A 16,487-nucleotide genomic window follows, 5' to 3' on the forward strand; every position below is an offset into this window, starting at 1 on the left:
TTCTTATGACAAGTCAGAGTGGTTTTAAGGAGCCGGGCTGGCATTTCGACAACAACTATGCCCGATTGCCCGAATCTTTTTTTTCCGCGGTTTCCCCCGCTGTAGTCAGCGCTCCCGAACTTATTTTGTTTAACAGCCCTTTGGCGGAGTTTCTGGGACTTCATGGGGAAGCGCTGAACACTCGCGAAGGAGCGGATGTTTTTGCGGGAAACCGTATTCCCGAAGGGGCCGCACCTCTGGCGCAAGCGTATGCGGGACATCAGTTCGGACATTTTACGATGCTTGGCGACGGCCGGGCGCTGCTGCTCGGAGAGCAGATCACTCCTCAGGGCGAGAGATACGATATCGCGCTCAAAGGATCAGGGGCTACGCCGTATTCCCGTCGCGGCGACGGTCGGGCGGCGCTTGGGCCGATGCTGAGAGAATATATCATTAGCGAAGCGATGCACGGGCTTGGCATTGCGACGACCCGGAGCCTTGCAGTCGCGGCGACCGGAGAGCCCGTTTACCGCGAGACGGTATTGCCGGGAGCTGTTCTAACCCGCGTAGCTTCCAGTCATCTGCGTGTTGGCACGTTTCAATATGCCGCCTCAAAAGGTTTTGTGCCGGATCTTCAAGCTTTGGTCCAATATGCTTTGCAAAGACACTATCCAGAGAAGGCCGGCGGAGAGCATGAAGCTCTGACGCTTCTTCAAGAAGTGATCAAACGTCAAGCTGCGCTCATTGCAAAATGGCAGCTCGTCGGTTTTGTGCATGGCGTGATGAATACGGACAATATGGCGATCAGCGGCGAAACGATCGATTACGGGCCATGCGCGTTTATGGACGTTTACGATCCTGCAACCGTGTTCAGCTCCATTGATTCGACGGGGCGTTACGCCTATGGCAGACAGCCGTATATCGCCGCTTGGAATTTGGCAAGGCTCGCCGAATCGCTGCTTCCTTTGCTGCATGAAGAGGATGAGGAGGCTGTAAAGCTGGCGGAGGATGAGCTGGCGAAGTTTCCGGCTTATTTTCATGAACATTGGGTCGATGGCATGAGAGCGAAGCTTGGACTGTTTCATGATGAAGGAGAAGATGAGGATGAGCAACTGATTGAAGACCTTCTCCGCATCATGAAGGAAAGCGGCGCCGACTATACCAATACCTTTAAAGGGTTGACCGTTCAAGAGGCTGAAGCGTCCTTAAGGAATTCAGAAGAATATGCCGCTTGGCATAGACGATGGCAAGAGAGAATCGGAAGACAGAGGTACTCCAGCGAAGAGGTTCTTGATTTGATGCGGAGCAGCAATCCAGCCGTCATCCCGCGCAATCACAGGGTAGAAGAAGCTTTGGAGGCGGCGTCCAATCGTGGCGACTACCTTCCCCTGCAACGACTGCTGGCGGTGCTTTCCCAACCGTTCGCCTATTCCCCGGAACAAGAGGAATATGCCGCTCCGTCTGCGGAGCAGGACGCTCCCTACCGTACTTTTTGCGGTACATAAGATCAAATTTAGTCTGCCTTAAGGCGATGGCCCTAAATGCTTGATAAGCAGGTTTTTCCTCTATATTAAAAACTTGCCTTAGTTAGAAAGCGTTAAGAATCCACGAATGGGATAGATCATCATGATATACTCCGTATGCAACAAGACAAACACCAGGAGGTATATCATGAAATTCAACACTATCACCAAAACAGCCATCGCATTGGCTTGCATCTTGACTCTTCTATCCGGCCAAGCACTGGCTGGCACTCATTATATCGGGAAAGCAGAAGCGGCAACGGCTACGGATAGCGCTGCGGCTGCCGCTCCAGCAAAGTCGTTGAGCAAAGCGGACGCTGTCATCAATAACGCGCTTGCTTTGCGTGGCAAAGTGACTTATAAGTTCGGCGTCAACAACCCGAGCCGCCTCATTTTCGACTGTTCTTCCTTTACGAAGTATGTGTTTGGCAAATCCGGAGTCAATTTGAAATGGGGAACCGCTTCCCAGAAAAACCAAGGCAAGTATGTGTCGAAGAGCAATCTTCGCAAAGGCGACCTTATTTTCTTCAACAACGGCAAATCTTCGAAAATTAGCCATGTAGGCATTTATATGGGGAACGGCCAGTTTGTTCACAACACGATTGGCAGCAAAGTGAACGGTGTCATCGTAAGCAAGCTGAGCGAGTACACAAAACGTTATTCGACTGCAAGAAGAGTGCTGTAGAGAGCAGTATGCTGAGGAGCAATAACGAAGCTTAAAATCATTGCAAAAAATAGGCTGTTGGCTTCTTTCACGAAGCCTCAGCCTATTTTGCTGCCTAGAAACAGAGAGCGGCATCTCCGTTTAAGATAGGCGCCGAGTTTCTAATGCTATAGAATAAAGACAAAAGCAACGAAGGGATGGAGCCCGGCCATGCAGCCGTTTACGAAAAACGTAATTGACATAATCAAACGAATACCGGAGGGTCACGTCATGACTTACGGGCAAATTGCCGGGCTGGCGGGAAGCGCTAGAGGCGCCCGTCAAGTGGTGCGTATATTGCATGCGATGAGCGGCCGGCATCACTTGCCTTGGCACAGGGTGGTCAACGCTAAAGGGGAAGTTGCGATTCAGGAAGAGGCCGGCCGTTTTGAACAAGTTCTCTGTTTGGAAAGCGAAGGAGTTACGATTGACGAGAACGGCCGGATCGATCTGGAGCGATACCGCTACTGGCCGGATGAATAAGCTGGCCCAATAGGTTCAAGATATCGATATTTGATGGCGAAACCCGGACAGCAGCACCTCGAAGGACGTCTGGAAAGTGGGATGCAGTCGTTCCATAAGCTCTCCTTCGGTTTCGTCGGATTCGGAATAGGTGGATATAATTCCGTTAAGAGTAAACAAGTAGATGCGCGTATACATCAATACTCTTTCATCGTCCGGCGCAAGTTCCAGACAAGCCTGCAAGGCGCCGGCCAGCTTGCCGAACATTTTATTTCTAAGCCGGTTTAGCTCCATTTCCGGCATTTCTTCATCCACTCGAACGGATTTGGTTGCAAAATAGAGATGATACATTTTCCGATTGGTCAGACAGAAGGAAAGAAACGCTAGGCTGACAGATGCCAGCTTTTGCTCGGAGGTCCCCTCTCCTTCCAGATGTTCCTCAAGCTTATGCAGAAGAGATTGGAGAGGCGGCATGGACAGCTGTGTCAACAAAGCTTCTTTGTCCTTAAAATAGATGTAGATTGTCGTATGGGAACAGCCCGCCAATTGGGCGATCTCGCGCATGGTGACAGTGTCGTACCCCTTGCTGGAAAACAGCTTTTCCGAAGCCTCGATAATCCTTTTTTTCGTTTCATCCGAACGCTGCTTCTGTTTAGTGGACATCGGTCGCTTCACCCCCTGAATGTTAAGGCCATTGTAGCGACCGTCGTTCCGTGCGTCAAGCATTCGCTCAATTGCACACCTTGCGGCTGAAGAGTTTGTTTCATCCCGTTAATCCCATCAGGATGACTTGCCGCACCGTGCATCAAGCCACCCGCATACAAGCGTGAACAGCAGCATGAACAAAATAAAGCTCATCCTTAACGCCTCCTCTCGATTTTAGAAAAGTCCAAATACGTCCGTCGCAAGCGAAAAAACAAGCAGTACTCCCATAGCTCCCGATGCCAAGTAGGCGGCGCCCCGCTTGCTTCTTTCCGTTCGCTTCAGCGTGGAGTACATATACATGGTGAATCCGACGGCGAGCAGCGCAACCTCCAACAGAACAGAGATGCCTTTGAATTCCCACGCTCCGAGCCCCAGCAGAGGCAAATCGCCCAAGTTGCCTGGCAGAAGAGGCATATCCTCACGATGCATAAGAAGATCGAGCAGCCAGTGGCTGAATACGATTCCTCCTAAAGCGATACCGGCCCTGGTGCCCCAAAACTTCCGCCCGAGCCACCCCGCGAGCAGCGCGATCATGATAGCGCCAAGCAGCGAATGGGTATAGTCGGCGTGGATGATCATGCCCCCGTACCCTCCGCCATCCGTTTCTTCAATGGTTTCCACGCCAGTCAGCAGCAAAGGAACAAAAGCGACGTCCAGCAACTGAGTTCCAATCATAAGAGCCCAAAGCGGCACCTCCGGCGCTTTCGCTTTTACCGCTGCAGCCAATCCGAAATGTCCTGCAAACATAGCCTCACCTCATCCTTTTTATTTTATAACCATTGGTTACTAACCGTTGGTCATATCATATGCGAAACGAAAATTTTCGTCAAGCATATTTGGATAAAAAGGTAAAAATAGTCTATTTTTCAAGGTGCTCGGCTTTCTTTTGGATCATATTTAACTAGAAGCTGTTGCCGAGCGGACGTTTTTTTATATCGTGTCGGGGCTGATGGGAGTATAATTAAAGGTATCGCATATTGTCTTTGATGCGGAGGAATATTGAGAAGAACAATTTTTAATGGATAAGGGGTAAAATAATGCCGGTTTTCCAGGAAAATATGATTTCAATTTTGGAAAAGAAAATTAGACTGATCAAAAGCGGCGAAGAGGCTCTATACGTAGTCGGGCCTATTCAATTGCCGGTTGATTTAGATGGTCAAGTGGTGACGTTTCAATGGTATTGCTGGCTTCGCTGCAAAGAGGTAACGGAAAATTACGAAAAAATTATTGCCAAGCTGTCGGCCGCCAATTTGGCTGAGATGCAGCAATCCAGCGTACTGGCTTATGGGGATTTCGAGAATGACGAGGAAGCGCTTATTCGAATGCACTCCATTTGCCATACGGGAGATATTTTCGGCAGCCAGCGCTGCGACTGCGGTTTCCAGCTTCAGCAATCGCTCAAAATGATCGTGGAGCATGGCACCGGGGCTTTATTTTATTTGGCCAACCATGAGGGCAGAGGAATAGGGCTGTTCAGCAAAGCGATGGCTTACGTCTTGCAAGAGAACGGGTACGATACGGTGGAAGCGAATTTGAACCTTGGTTTTGTGGACGATTCCCGTGATTACGGCGACGCTATAGAAGTGCTAAAAAGCTTGCGCACAAAGCCGGTAAAGCTCATTACGAACAATCCCAAAAAACTTGACGCGCTTCAAACCGCCGGTATGGACGTAGCCGGGAGAACACCTCTGTGGGGCAATATTTCCGAGTTTAATGAAAAATATTTGCAAACGAAAATAAACCGTTCCGGTCATCTGGCAGGAGAAAGCTCCTGTCCAAACGATTAATGCGAAGCCTTCAAATAAGCGCAACCGCGCTGTTTGGAGGCTTCTCCTTGCTAAGACTATCCAAGTTGACAGAAGGCAGAATGAAGACTAGAATAATACATATAGGGGTATATGTATTATGAAATCGAATAAAAAAAGCGAACTGCGCTGGAACGCGTTCACTTATGATTGGGCACCATCGTAAACGACTGTAATCCCGAGGGAGGAGTAGCTTTCCTCTTTATAATGGCCGTGTGGGCAAACTTTTGCATAACAATCGGCTTCTTTGGTCGTTTGAAGTTTCCCGCTGCAAACGGGACATTTAGGTTGAAATATGCTTTTTAAAACAGTAAACATGATATCCACCCATTTCATATGAGTTTACTTGGATTTATTATATCGCATTTGCCGATGCGCGTATATGGCTATTTTTTACTACACGAAACAGACAGGAGACGCCATGGATCTACTTCTTTCTTTCATCATGATTTTGCTGGGATTCATCGGTTCCTTTTTTTCAGGATTGCTTGGGATAGGCGGGGCAATTATTAATTTCCCTCTGCTGCTGTATGTGCCGCCAGCATTTGGCGCGGAGGGCTTTTCGGCCCATGAGGTGTCGTCCATCAGTATGATTCAAGTGTTTTTTGCTTCGTTGGCGGGAGTGGCTGCGTTCCGTTTCAAAAATAAAAAAGGAAGCTCTCTCATTCATAAAGGGCTTGTTTTGTACATGGGGACAAGCATTTTGGCAGGAAGCTTGATCGGAGGCACCGTTTCAGGCTATTTGGATGGAGAAAGCATTAATCTTCTTTATGGCATATTGGCCGTTGTCGCCGTCGTTTTGATGCTGATCCCGAACAGAGGGAAGGCGGATAACGAGGGGGGCCCGATCGCCTTTCATAAGGGAATTGCCGCTGGATCGGCCTTTTTGGTAGGCATTTTGTCGGGAATCGTAGGAGCGGGCGGAGCCTTTATTTTGATCCCCATTATGTTGAAGGTGTTGAAAATACCGACCCGGACGACAATCGCTTCATCGCTTGCCATCGTGTTTATTTCGGCGATTGGCGGTGTCATCGGCAAGCTTTCGGGAGGAGACATCCCTTTGTGGCCGACAGTTTTTACGATCGTGGGAAGTTTACTCGGCGCGCCGCTAGGCTCCAAAGTAAGTTCCATGATAAATGTGAAGTGGCTGCAATACGGGCTCATTGTGCTCATTGCTTTGACGGCGGTGAAGGTTTGGTCGTCCATATTGAGTTAACTGATAGAAACATAAATGGAGGGGCCGCTTTTGCTGCACGGCGGTTCTTTCGGTTCGATTGTTCTTCATAAAGAATTTACACCCTCTTTTTCTCCTCAATTTTATACGGTATAATAGAGTTACTGCTATATAAAACCTCCGTCTTTTTCATTTCTCTCCGTCATTTTCTAATAAATTATGTGAAATAACAGCCATTTTAAGCGCTAACCCACTTGATCTCAAAAAAATATCCGCTTTTAAAACCGAAAACCCAATATAAAAAAGTTGTTATTTATAACGAACATTTGGTCTATCATGTTTTGACATAAATAGAAATAATTGCTATGATAACGGTGGACGTCCTATCCATACTGTTAACAAAGAGGAGTACTCCTAGTTCAAAAAAAGAAAAATTAGGAGTGAGAGAAGATGAACGTAAAAAAGAAGCTATTTGCAGTGGCATTAACCCTTGTTATGTCCTTATCTATATTTCAAGCAGCCAGCGCTACAGCGGTAGAGCAAACTTGCGAGAAGCCGGGAGCGTTCACGTTGACCGTTCAGCCGGGCAATCATCAAATGGGGCTTACTTGGACACCTTCGGCCGGAGCAGTTTCCTACGATGTGTTTTATTCTCCGCGCGCTCCTTATGCCGCAACTGATCTTCAAAGCAACAGCTTTACCGTGACGAACCTGCGCAACGGCTATATCGGTTACTCCTTCGGCATTGTCGCCAAAAACGCATGCGGAACGACATGGTCCAACACGATTAACCAAGTCGCCACTTCCGCAACGGGAGCTCCGGCTAAGCCGTCTATCTCCGTAAACGACAACAATTTGTACACAAAAGGCGAGTTTTCGGTAAGATGGGACATTTGGCACGGCAACTTTGCCACATCGGGCCGCATTTTTGAAAATGGGGTTGAAGTAGCATCGAACATTTACGAGGAAATTGGCAATACGATCGGACAAACGTCCAGCTTCTACTTTAAGCGGACAACCGGTACGTATACGTATCAAATCGAGCTGATTAACCCGTTTGGAACGGTGCTGAGCGATCCGATTACTGTGGTTGTTCCTTAACTTTCAGCAAGTATGAGCTGATTTAAACTTGAAAGCCCTCTGTTTGGCCTATTTGGCCGAACGGAGGGCTTTTATGCGCGTCGCCGCAGCGGTTCGCGGTGTTAGCTTTTTCCCGCGTCGGAACGCTGTTCCCCATAGAGCGGGAGCTGAACGGAAAAAGTCGTTTTGTCGCCCGGAACGCTTTTGACATGAATTTTCCCTTTGTGCTGCTCCACAATGGATTTGGCTATCGCCAGCCCCAGCCCATATCCGCCTAACTTGCGCGAACGAGAGGATTCCACACGATAGAATCGGTCGAAAATAAGGCCAAGATGCTCGGGAGGGATGCCTTCTCCCGTATTGGATATCGTCAGCCATGCATCGTGATGGCGTTTTTTGAGCGACAGTACGATGGAACCGTTGGCATTCGTATATTTGAGTGCGTTGTCCAGCAAAATCATGACCACTTGCTTCATTTGCTCGCTGTTGCCTCGAACGGATAGACCGGGCTCTACGTCATACTGGAGCGAAAGCTCTTTTTCAAAAAGGACGGCCTCCATCGTCAGCGTCACGCTTTCCACTGCCTCGCTTACACTGAACGGCGCATGAATCATTTTGATCCGGCCGTCGTTAATCTCGGTCAAATAAAGCAGGTCGTTAGTCAGCGTCTTCATTCTATCGGCCTCGGATTTAATGTGGTGAAGCCACTTGGACTGGCTTTGAATCGTGTCTTCGCCGCTTGCCAGAAGGACGTCGGCATTCGTGTCGATGACGGCCAGCGGCGTTTTTAACTCATGGGAAGCGTCGGCAATAAACTGCTTTTGCTTATCAAAAGCTTCTTTAACGGGAGCAATGGAGCGATTGGCGAAAAACCGGCTGGTCCCGTAGATGACAATAAGCATGACCAATCCTACTATGATAAAGGTATAGACTAGGTTAGCAATAAATTGGGTTTGCGATGTGACGTCAAGGCTAACGATAGCATACCCATCCCTGTACTCTTGAAGGGTATAGGCCCAATTTCGATCATCAAGGCTGAAGCGGCCGGTTGGCGCCGGATTTTTGACGATTTCGGCTTTTGCCCGCTTATAAAACTCATCGTTCATATCGAATAAGGAGCTTGTTCCAAGCAGCGTCCATTGTTTATCCGCGATCATGATAAAAGAAAGGGACAGCCCAGGCGGCGGGTTATCGCCGGAATGAATTTTTGAAGGCGAATTGCCGGGACGGATATGGGGAGGCCCTAGGGGCCAATCATCCTGCCTTTCCGGCTTTCCGTAAAACTTGGATACGCTGCGCAGCTCCATGTCGATCTCTTTCCGCACATTTTGATCCATAATGGTGAAGATAAACCCGAAAGCGGCAATCATAATGAGCGAAATAGTAACCATATTGACGATCAGGAATCGGTTCCTCAGCTTATCGAACATGATGTGCCGACCTCCAATGTGTATCCTACGGAGCGAATCGTCCCAATACGAACGGATGAGTGGAGAAAAGCGAGCTTTTTGCGCAGAAAGGAAATATAAACTTCCACGTTGTTATGCTCCGCTTCGGAATCAAAGCCCCACAACTTTTCGATAATTTGCTCTTTAGATGTTACGGCTTGTTTTCTCGTAATGAGCAGCTCCAGCAGCTCGCTTTCCTTCAAAATAAGCTTGAGCTCTTTGCCATGACAAGCCAGCTTGAGAGTAGAAGTGTTTAGCTCGATATCCCCGATTTTCAAAGTGTCTTCGATGACCGCTTCGCCCTTCCGCCTTAAAGCGGCTCTAATCCGAGCAAGCAGTTCCTCCATCGAAAACGGCTTGGCGACATAGTCGTCCGCCCCTCCGTCAAGTCCGGAAATTTTATCGGTAATTTCCCCTTTTGCTGTGAGCAGAATGACGGGAGTGGAAATGCCTTTGTTGCGAATGGTTCGCAGAATAGACAATCCGTCCATTTCGGGCAGCATAATATCGAGCAGCAGCAGGTCGTAAATGCCGCTTAGCGCGTTGTCGAGTCCCGATCTTCCGTCATAAACGGTATCTACGGAGTAGTTTTGCTTTTTCAAAAGATGCGTCAGCGCTTCGGCCAGTCCCATTTCGTCCTCTACCACCAATATTCTCACCGCTGCTCCCCCTTTACAGTCATCCCGGAAATTCCGGTCACAACAATATCTTATAGCTCAAACCTTTAATTAACCTTAATCATATCACCCCATTTTGCAATTAGGGAAAAAAAGGCCGCATGAATTTAAGATTGGCTAAAGGTGGCCGGGCTACTATACAAACATAAAAGTGGAAATGAAATCCACAAATGAGAGGAGTGACGAACGATGAATCGTATGCGGATGTTAAAATGGTTGGGCTTGTTCATTTTGTGCGCGGCATTGGTGGCAGTGGTCGGTTTTGAGGCAGCGAAACAATTTTCGCGATCTTCCGCAAAGGCGGTACTGGAGGACGATTCAGTATTGCAACAAACGGGATCCGCGGCTGGCAACGGGGGGACTTCAGCGGAATCGGCAACCCAAGAGGGAGAAAATGAGGCTCCCGATGCGGCAATTACATCCGGAGGGAAAGCAGCCGTTCAAGCGACATACGGGGCAGAGGACCGTGAAGCGGCGTGGAACGCAGCGCAAGCGACCTCCATTCAATTGAACGGCACTGGCGCCACTGTTGAAGGAACGGGCGCTTCAGTTAACGGCGGGGTTGTCACGATCAGCTCCCCAGGAGTCTATTCCGTCAGAGGAAAGCTTGCGAACGGTCAACTTGTCGTGGATGTTCAAGAAGAAGGCACAGTTAGACTGATTCTGAACGGTGCGGAAATCCACAATGAAAGCAGTGCTCCGATTTATATAAAGCAAGCGAAGCTAACGGTAGTTACTTTGCAGGAGGGGACAACCAATCTCGTTTCCGATGGAAAAACGTATCTTTTTCCGGATCCTTCGACGGATGAGCCGAACGCGGTTATTTTTAGCGAAGATGACTTGACGATTAACGGCTCCGGCAGCTTGACGGTGAAAGGCAATTACAATAACGGCATTGGGAGCAAAGACAAGCTGAAAATAACGGCGGGGCAAATCGAGATTGAGGCGGCTGATGACGGACTGCTTGGTCGCGATCTGGTCGCAGTTCTGAGCGGGCAGTTAAACATCAAAGCGGGCGGTGACGGGATCAAAGCGACCAACGATACGGACGCCGGTCAAGGCAACATCTCTATAGACGGCGGGGAGATTGCGATTGAGGCCAAAACGGACGGTATTCAGGCTACTTCGTCAATAGCGATTAACGGAGGAACGATCCGATTGGCTTCGGCAAAGGATGCGATTAAAGCGGATGTGGCGATTGCTTTCCGGGATGGGCAAACGGATATAGCCGAGAGTTACGAAGGAATTGAAAGCCCATCTATTACGATATCGGGCGGCGAGGTGCGAGTTGTTTCTAGCGACGATGGAGTCAACATTGCGGCGGCAGGCGGAGAAGGCGGACAGCCGGTTTCAGAGTCAGGAAATAAACTAGTTATCAGCGGCGGAGCTTTGTCCATTGTATCGGGTGGCGACGGGCTGGACTCCAACGGCTCCATTGACATGTCTGGAGGCACGGTAGTTGTTCATGGACCAACCGCAAACAACAACGGCGCCCTCGACTACGACGGCACATTCCAAATGACGGGCGGTTTGCTGGTGGCGACGGGCAGCTCCGGCATGGCTAGAGCGACGTCGGAGTCATCGACGCAGCACGGTATGTTTATGACCTACCCGCAATCGCAGCCGGCGGGCCAGTTGGTTCATTTGAAGGACGGAGAAGGCTCGGAGCTGGTTACTTTTGCTCCGGCCAAAGACTATCAAACGCTTCTAATCAGCTCGCCAAGCCTGAATAACACAGGCTCCTATACTCTGTATTCGGGAGGCAGCTCGACCGGCAGCATTTGGAACGGATTATATAGCGGCGGCGAGTATAAGGACGGGACGGAAGCTGTTGAATTCGGCATTTCAAACGTCATCACTTGGCTGAACGAGTCCGGCGTGACGACACAGCCGAGCGGAGGAAGAGGGCAGCGGCCTAGGGGCGGCTAGGCTATTTGAGGACGGAGGAGTTTACTCGAAGGAGCGCAATTGGAAGGAATTTACCCGAAGGAATTTATTCGAAAAGGATGAGAAGCGGTTTTTTTCGGTGATGTCCGGAGAAGGCCGCTTTTTTGTATGATACTGTTGTTTGGCAACTTCAAGTAAGAAATGGATTCCGCGCAGCAGGCCATTTAGTGGTTTGTGGCAAAACTAGAAGCGCCTAATGGGGCTCAACCAGCGGTTTTTTAGTGGTCTGTGGAACAACTAAATGTCCCCGAAGGTGCTCATTGAGTGGTTTAGTGGTTTGTGGAACAACTAAATGTCTCGGAAGGTGCTCACTGAGTGGTTTAGTGGTTTGTGGAACAACTAAATGTCTCGGAAGGCGCTCATTGAGTGGTTTAGTGGTTTGTGGAACAACTAAATGTCTCGGAAGGTGCTCATTGAGCGGTTAGTGGTTTGTGGAACAACTAAATGTCCCCGAAAGTGTGCATTGAGCAATTTAGTGGCGCATGGAACAACTAGAAGCACCGAATGGTGGTCATGCGGCTAACCAGTGATTTGTCGCACAAAGCCAACGATCAGAGTAACTAACTCAGTAAATGCAAAAATCGGTGCAGGGACAATCCCTGCACCGATTTAAATAGGTTTATTCAGGAGTAACAGCTTCCAAAGCTACCACGATCATGTCGTTGAAAGTCGTTTGTCTTTCTTGGGATGTGGTTTGCTCGCCAGTCAGGATGTGGTCGCTGACAGTCAGAAGCGACAAAGCTTTTACGCCGAACTTGGCAGCCAGGTAGTAAAGGGCGGAAGTTTCCATCTCGACAGCGAATACGCCGTGTTTGCCGAGGTTTTTGTACTCTTCCAAGTTGTCTCCGTAGAACGTGTCGGAGGAAAGAACATTGCCGACGCGAAGGTTAAGGCCTTTAGCTTGTCCGATTTCATAAGCGGACTTGATCAAGCCGAAGTCGCCGATTGGCGGGAAGTCGTAACCAGGGAAGTCCTTGCGGATGATAGCCGAATTCGTAGCAGCCGCTTGAGCGATAATGACATCGCGGATTTTTACATCGTCCTGAATAGCGCCGCAAGTGCCGATACGAACCAGGTTTTGAACTCCGTAATCGTTGATCAATTCATGAATATAGATAGAGGCGGACGGCATACCCATGCCAGTGCCTTGTACGGATACGCGTTTACCTTTGTAAGTACCTGTGTAGCCGAGCATACCGCGTACGTTGTTGTAGCAAACGGCATTCTCCAGAAAAGTTTCAGCGATATATTTGGCGCGCAGCGGATCTCCTGGCAGCAGAATGGATTCCGCAATTTCCCCTTTGGCCGCTTCGATATGAATACTCATCGCAATTCCCTCCAAGTGTGTAGTCAATTTCGTGTTTGTTCCAATGTTGCTGTCATTCCATACAAATCACTATCATTCCAAACAACAGGGGTTCAATTCCAAACGGTGATTAAATTCAATCGAACCCTTGCCGCTGGCTGGTACTTGATGATACGGAACGGAACTTGATCTTGCATATTACTTAGTCCTACATATTGCTTGAACCTGCCTAGTACTTATTGCATTAGGCTGGATGTTGCCTTCCATCTTGTTACTGTTAGAACGCAGAATCTTACAGTAACTTGACGGACGGCTTAAATACTCTATTTATTACGAAAACGCTTGCACGAGGTTTATCATATCATGCCCGAATACGGCCCGTCTGTGACAAGGGTAACTCCGATTTTGTGAACAAGTTAACAAAACAATCGTTAGCTTGATAACGGTTCCAAAGCGATCCTATCTGATATATTGGGTGCACGGCGGTTGCTATCGCGTGTACCATTTGCGAAGCTCCGGAAACTCTTCGGTGCCGTTGCAGATGACTTCCAATCGGGTTTTGTCGAGCAGATGAAAGTACTTGTCCCGAATATCGATCAACCCTTCGCTTTGGAAATCGCCAAGCGTTTTGGAAATCGATTCGCGAGTCACGCCAAGCATATTAGCCAGCATCGACTGATTGACTTTTAGCTCAATCTTGTAACCGTTATCATCGGGTGTCCCAAAGTTGTAGTAGAGATCCATGATTAAATTGGCCACTTTGGCGCGCACGTCATAGAAGGTCAAGTATCGCACTTGCCGGTTGAGCATTCGAATTCTCTCTACGAGAATGATGTACGCTCTGCGCATAACCGACGGGTATTGCTCGACGATATGCAGGAAGTCCTGCCGCGACAATTGCCAGACGGCGACTTGCTCAAGCGCTTCAATGGACGATATCCGGTGCTGGTCAAGCGTTAGCGCTTCGGCTTCGCCAACGATGTCGCCGGCTCTCGAAATGCTGAGAATGACTTCCCTTCCTTCGTGCATGCGATAGATTTTGACCATGCCCGAGCGAATAATGTACACGTCGTCGCTGACGTCGTTTTCAAACATGAGAATATGATTCTTTTTGAAAACGCGTTCTTTCAGCAAAGGGACAATGCTGGACAGCTCGTCCGGCGGAATGTCCGCAAAAATCGGGGCGTCAGAGAGGTTGGTAATCACAGCTCCAACTCCTTTCTATCCAAGTCGCTGCATCAATAAAAAAGATTGAAACAGCAGCTAAGATATTATTTTAGCACAAGTAAGAGGAAATATACCGCTATTCTATTGCAGCAATTTTTGAAACGAGGGATAACCAACATGACTTTTGACCGCATAACTGTAATTGTCCTCGACAGCGTCGGCATTGGCGAGCTGCCGGATGCCGCGTCGTTCGGAGATGAAGGCGCTCACACGCTCGGCCATATTTGCGAGCAGGTGCCGAACATCGCCTTGCCGAATCTGGCGGCGCTTGGACTCGGAAATATTGCTCCGCTTGCAGCGGTAGCTCCGGCGGACAATCCTGGGGCCTTTTACGGCAAGATGGCCGAAGTTTCGGTTGGCAAAGATACGATGACCGGCCACTGGGAGCTGATGGGGCTGAAGGTTGAATCGCCGTTCCAAGTGTATCCGAACGGATTCCCGGATGAGCTGATCGCAAAGTTCGAGGAGCTGACCGGACGGAAGGTGCTTGGCAACAAGCCGGCTTCCGGCACGGACATTTTGGACGAATACGGGGAAGAGCAGCTGCGAACCGGATCATGGATCATCTATACGTCGGCGGACAGCGTGATGCAAATTGCAGCTCATGAAGGGAAGATTCCGCTTGAGGAGCTGTACCGTGCTTGCGAAATCGCCAGGGAGCTGACGCTTCACGATCCGTACATGGTGGGCCGGGTAATCGCAAGGCCGTATACCGGGGAGCCGGGAGCTTTCGAACGCACGCCGAACAGGCATGATTACGCCTTGGAGCCTTTTGGCCCGACGGTGCTGAACAGCTTGAAGGAGAGCGGACATTCCGTCATTTCGGTAGGTAAAATCAACGACATTTTCACAGGACAAGGCATTACCGAATCCTATCCTACCAAAAGCAATTTGGACGGCATTCAGACCACTATTCGCCTCATGAAAGAGAAGAACGGCGGATTCATTTTTACAAACCTTGTGGATTTTGACTCTTTGTACGGGCATCGCCGCGATCCTGAAGGATACGCTTCTTGCCTGGAAGAGTTTGATCAATATGTGCCTGAGCTGATGCGGCAAACGGGCAGCAATGAGCTGCTGATCGTAACCGCAGACCACGGGAATGATCCCGTTCATCCAGGTACGGACCATACTCGCGAGTATGTGCCGATTTTGGCCTATAGTCCCCGCTTCACCGGATATCAAGCTTCTATGGGAACCAGAAGTACGTTTGCGGATTTGGCGGCGACGATTGCGGACAACTTTGGCGTGAGCAAGCCGGGTATTGGTCAAAGCTTTTTGAATCTACTGCAAGACAGCAGCACCATTTAAACATTAGGGGGAAATGAACATGAAAAGATGGCTAAAAACAACTTTGCCTTTGCTTCTCACATTTGTACTCATTTTGACTGCATGCGGCGGCGGAAAAACTGGAAACACAGCCACCCCAGAAACCGGCTCCACCAATTCCGGCAAACAAGAAGAAGCGGGAACAGAGCTTAAAAAGCTGAAAGTCGGCATGGTAACGGACCTGGGCAGCGTAAACGACAAATCGTTTAACCAAAGCGCATGGGAAGCTCTGCAATTGTTGAAAACGGCTCACGGCTTCGATGTAAAGTACTTGGAGCCTAAGACGGACGGCGACGTTGTGCCAAGCTTGAACCAATTTGTAAAAGGCGGCTACGACCTGACTTGGGCGACAGCGTTTACACTTGCAGATGCCGTAACGGAGCTGGCTAACGCGAACCCGGATGCGAAATTCGGCATCGTGGACTCCGACCTTGTTCTTCCGAACGTAGCGGCGGTTGCTTTTAAAGAGCAAGAAGGCGCTTACTTGGTTGGCGTTATCGCAGGTCTTACGACTAAAACGAACAAAATCGGTTTTGTAGGCGGCATGGACATTCCGGTTATTAAACGTTTTGAAACCGGTTTCCGCGAAGGCATCAAAGCGGTTAACCCGGATGCGAAGCTGATCGTCAACTACACAGGTTTGTTCAACCGCGTTGACATGGGCAAATCAGCAGCTTCCACGATCTACAACGACGGCGCGGACATCATTTTCCATGCAGCGGGTCTGACAGGAAACGGCGTGTTCAATGAAGCGACAGAGCGCAAGAGCAAAGGCGAGAACGTATGGGTTATCGGCGTAGACAAAGACCAATCGCTTACATTCGGCGACGAAGTGACTTTGACATCGATGATCAAAAAAGTAGACGAAGCGGTTTACCAAGTTTCCAGAAGCCTTGCGGAAGGCAACTTCCCAGCGGGTAAAGTGACGCTGATGGGTTTGAAAGAAAAGGGCGTAGACATCGCTCCGACATCGAACAAAAACGTACCGGCGGACGTGCTGGCTAAAGTGGAAGAGTACCGTACAAAAATCATCAACGGCGAAATCGTTGTTCCTGAGAAGTAAGACTTGAAGCGAAGTAATAGTTGAAGAGAGAGTAGAACGCCATTCAATCGGTTGATCAC

At 49.2% G+C, this 16,487-nt stretch carries 15 protein-coding genes; 9 read left to right on the top strand and 6 right to left on the bottom strand.

Going from position 1 to position 16,487, the window contains the following annotated elements:
* Nucleotides 1–5 precede the first annotated feature (5 nt).
* The 3 genes from ACFQZE_RS19905 to ACFQZE_RS19915 all read left to right on the top strand — a co-directional run bounded on the left by ACFQZE_RS19905 (nt 6) and on the right by ACFQZE_RS19915 (nt 2,688).
* Nucleotides 6–1,484, top strand: a complete 1,479-nt coding sequence (locus ACFQZE_RS19905) for a protein adenylyltransferase SelO (RefSeq protein WP_379360289.1) — start codon at nt 6–8, stop codon at nt 1,482–1,484.
* 166 nt (nt 1,485–1,650) lie between these two features.
* Nucleotides 1,651–2,187 (top strand): C40 family peptidase, encoded by a 537-nt coding sequence (locus ACFQZE_RS19910; RefSeq protein WP_379360291.1) that lies wholly within the window; start codon nt 1,651–1,653, stop codon nt 2,185–2,187.
* Between the two features lie 189 nt (nt 2,188–2,376).
* On the top strand, nt 2,377–2,688 hold the full coding sequence (locus tag ACFQZE_RS19915; RefSeq protein WP_379360293.1) for an MGMT family protein: 312 nt from the start codon (nt 2,377–2,379) through the stop codon (nt 2,686–2,688).
* A 15-nt stretch (nt 2,689–2,703) separates the two neighbouring features.
* Here ACFQZE_RS19915 and ACFQZE_RS19920 read toward each other — a convergent pair whose 3' ends face one another.
* Nucleotides 2,704–3,330: a TetR/AcrR family transcriptional regulator gene (locus tag ACFQZE_RS19920; protein WP_379360295.1), complete on the bottom strand. Its 627-nt coding sequence runs from the start codon at nt 3,328–3,330 to the stop codon at nt 2,704–2,706.
* Nucleotides 3,331–3,546: 216 nt separating this feature from the next.
* Nucleotides 3,547–4,119 carry a metal-dependent hydrolase gene (locus ACFQZE_RS19925; protein ID WP_379360297.1) on the bottom strand — a complete coding sequence of 191 codons (573 nt, stop codon included), beginning with the start codon at nt 4,117–4,119 and terminating at the stop codon, nt 3,547–3,549.
* A gap of 290 nt (nt 4,120–4,409) precedes the next feature.
* Between ACFQZE_RS19925 and ACFQZE_RS19930 the strand changes: the two genes are divergently transcribed.
* The 3 genes from ACFQZE_RS19930 (at nt 4,410) to ACFQZE_RS19940 (ending at nt 7,452) form a co-directional block, all read left to right on the top strand.
* Nucleotides 4,410–5,159 (top strand): GTP cyclohydrolase II, encoded by a 750-nt coding sequence (locus tag ACFQZE_RS19930; RefSeq protein WP_379360299.1) that lies wholly within the window; start codon nt 4,410–4,412, stop codon nt 5,157–5,159.
* Nucleotides 5,160–5,598: 439 nt separating this feature from the next.
* A complete protein-coding gene (locus ACFQZE_RS19935; protein ID WP_379360301.1) occupies nt 5,599–6,393 on the top strand; it encodes a sulfite exporter TauE/SafE family protein in 795 nt (264 codons plus the stop codon).
* Between the two features lie 408 nt (nt 6,394–6,801).
* Nucleotides 6,802–7,452, top strand: a complete 651-nt coding sequence (locus ACFQZE_RS19940) for a chitinase N-terminal domain-containing protein (RefSeq protein ID WP_379360303.1) — start codon at nt 6,802–6,804, stop codon at nt 7,450–7,452.
* Between the two features lie 101 nt (nt 7,453–7,553).
* Here ACFQZE_RS19940 and ACFQZE_RS19945 read toward each other — a convergent pair whose 3' ends face one another.
* Nucleotides 7,554–8,861: a sensor histidine kinase gene (locus tag ACFQZE_RS19945; protein ID WP_379360305.1), complete on the bottom strand. Its 1,308-nt coding sequence runs from the start codon at nt 8,859–8,861 to the stop codon at nt 7,554–7,556.
* Entirely contained in the window at nt 8,846–9,538 is a 693-nt protein-coding gene (locus tag ACFQZE_RS19950; protein ID WP_379360307.1) for a response regulator transcription factor, read from the bottom strand. Before ACFQZE_RS19950 ends, ACFQZE_RS19945 begins: the two co-directional genes overlap by 16 nt.
* Nucleotides 9,539–9,745: 207 nt before the next feature.
* On the opposite strand from ACFQZE_RS19950, the gene ACFQZE_RS19955 reads away from it, so the two are divergent.
* On the top strand, nt 9,746–11,485 hold the full coding sequence (locus ACFQZE_RS19955) for a carbohydrate-binding domain-containing protein (RefSeq protein ID WP_379360309.1): 1,740 nt from the start codon (nt 9,746–9,748) through the stop codon (nt 11,483–11,485).
* A 637-nt stretch (nt 11,486–12,122) separates the two neighbouring features.
* On the opposite strand, the gene deoD is transcribed toward ACFQZE_RS19955, so the two are convergent.
* Together deoD and ACFQZE_RS19965 are read right to left on the bottom strand one after the other, a co-directional pair.
* Nucleotides 12,123–12,830: a purine-nucleoside phosphorylase gene (gene deoD / locus ACFQZE_RS19960; RefSeq protein ID WP_379360311.1), complete on the bottom strand. Its 708-nt coding sequence runs from the start codon at nt 12,828–12,830 to the stop codon at nt 12,123–12,125.
* Between the two features lie 468 nt (nt 12,831–13,298).
* Nucleotides 13,299–14,015, bottom strand: a complete 717-nt coding sequence (locus ACFQZE_RS19965) for a Crp/Fnr family transcriptional regulator (protein WP_379360313.1) — start codon at nt 14,013–14,015, stop codon at nt 13,299–13,301.
* Nucleotides 14,016–14,153: 138 nt separating this feature from the next.
* Here ACFQZE_RS19965 and deoB point away from each other — a divergent pair, with 138 nt between their 5' ends.
* Together deoB and ACFQZE_RS19975 are read left to right on the top strand one after the other, a co-directional pair.
* Nucleotides 14,154–15,347, top strand: a complete 1,194-nt coding sequence (gene deoB, locus ACFQZE_RS19970; RefSeq protein WP_379360315.1) for a phosphopentomutase — start codon at nt 14,154–14,156, stop codon at nt 15,345–15,347.
* Between the two features lie 19 nt (nt 15,348–15,366).
* Nucleotides 15,367–16,428 (top strand): BMP family lipoprotein, encoded by a 1,062-nt coding sequence (locus ACFQZE_RS19975; RefSeq protein WP_379360317.1) that lies wholly within the window; start codon nt 15,367–15,369, stop codon nt 16,426–16,428.
* Nucleotides 16,429–16,487 lie beyond the last annotated feature (59 nt).

The sequence above is a fragment of the Paenibacillus sp. GCM10027627 genome, from assembly GCF_042675505.1.
In the GTDB taxonomy this organism is placed as follows: domain Bacteria; phylum Bacillota; class Bacilli; order Paenibacillales; family Paenibacillaceae; genus Pristimantibacillus.

What these genes read in the sequence shown, in the direction of transcription:
- ACFQZE_RS19920 (WP_379360295.1), bottom strand. Translation starts at nt 3,330, where the DNA reads ATGTCCACTAAACAGAAGCAGCGTTCGGATGAAACGAAAAAAAGGATT.
- ACFQZE_RS19905 (WP_379360289.1), top strand. Translation starts at nt 6, where the DNA reads ATGACAAGTCAGAGTGGTTTTAAGGAGCCGGGCTGGCATTTCGACAAC.
- ACFQZE_RS19955 (WP_379360309.1), top strand. Translation starts at nt 9,746, where the DNA reads ATGAATCGTATGCGGATGTTAAAATGGTTGGGCTTGTTCATTTTGTGC.
- ACFQZE_RS19930 (WP_379360299.1), top strand. Translation starts at nt 4,410, where the DNA reads ATGCCGGTTTTCCAGGAAAATATGATTTCAATTTTGGAAAAGAAAATT.
- ACFQZE_RS19915 (WP_379360293.1), top strand. Translation starts at nt 2,377, where the DNA reads ATGCAGCCGTTTACGAAAAACGTAATTGACATAATCAAACGAATACCG.
- ACFQZE_RS19935 (WP_379360301.1), top strand. Translation starts at nt 5,599, where the DNA reads ATGGATCTACTTCTTTCTTTCATCATGATTTTGCTGGGATTCATCGGT.
- ACFQZE_RS19940 (WP_379360303.1), top strand. Translation starts at nt 6,802, where the DNA reads ATGAACGTAAAAAAGAAGCTATTTGCAGTGGCATTAACCCTTGTTATG.
- ACFQZE_RS19975 (WP_379360317.1), top strand. Translation starts at nt 15,367, where the DNA reads ATGAAAAGATGGCTAAAAACAACTTTGCCTTTGCTTCTCACATTTGTA.
- deoD (WP_379360311.1), bottom strand. Translation starts at nt 12,830, where the DNA reads ATGAGTATTCATATCGAAGCGGCCAAAGGGGAAATTGCGGAATCCATT.
- ACFQZE_RS19910 (WP_379360291.1), top strand. Translation starts at nt 1,651, where the DNA reads ATGAAATTCAACACTATCACCAAAACAGCCATCGCATTGGCTTGCATC.
- ACFQZE_RS19945 (WP_379360305.1), bottom strand. Translation starts at nt 8,861, where the DNA reads ATGTTCGATAAGCTGAGGAACCGATTCCTGATCGTCAATATGGTTACT.
- deoB (WP_379360315.1), top strand. Translation starts at nt 14,154, where the DNA reads ATGACTTTTGACCGCATAACTGTAATTGTCCTCGACAGCGTCGGCATT.
- ACFQZE_RS19925 (WP_379360297.1), bottom strand. Translation starts at nt 4,119, where the DNA reads ATGTTTGCAGGACATTTCGGATTGGCTGCAGCGGTAAAAGCGAAAGCG.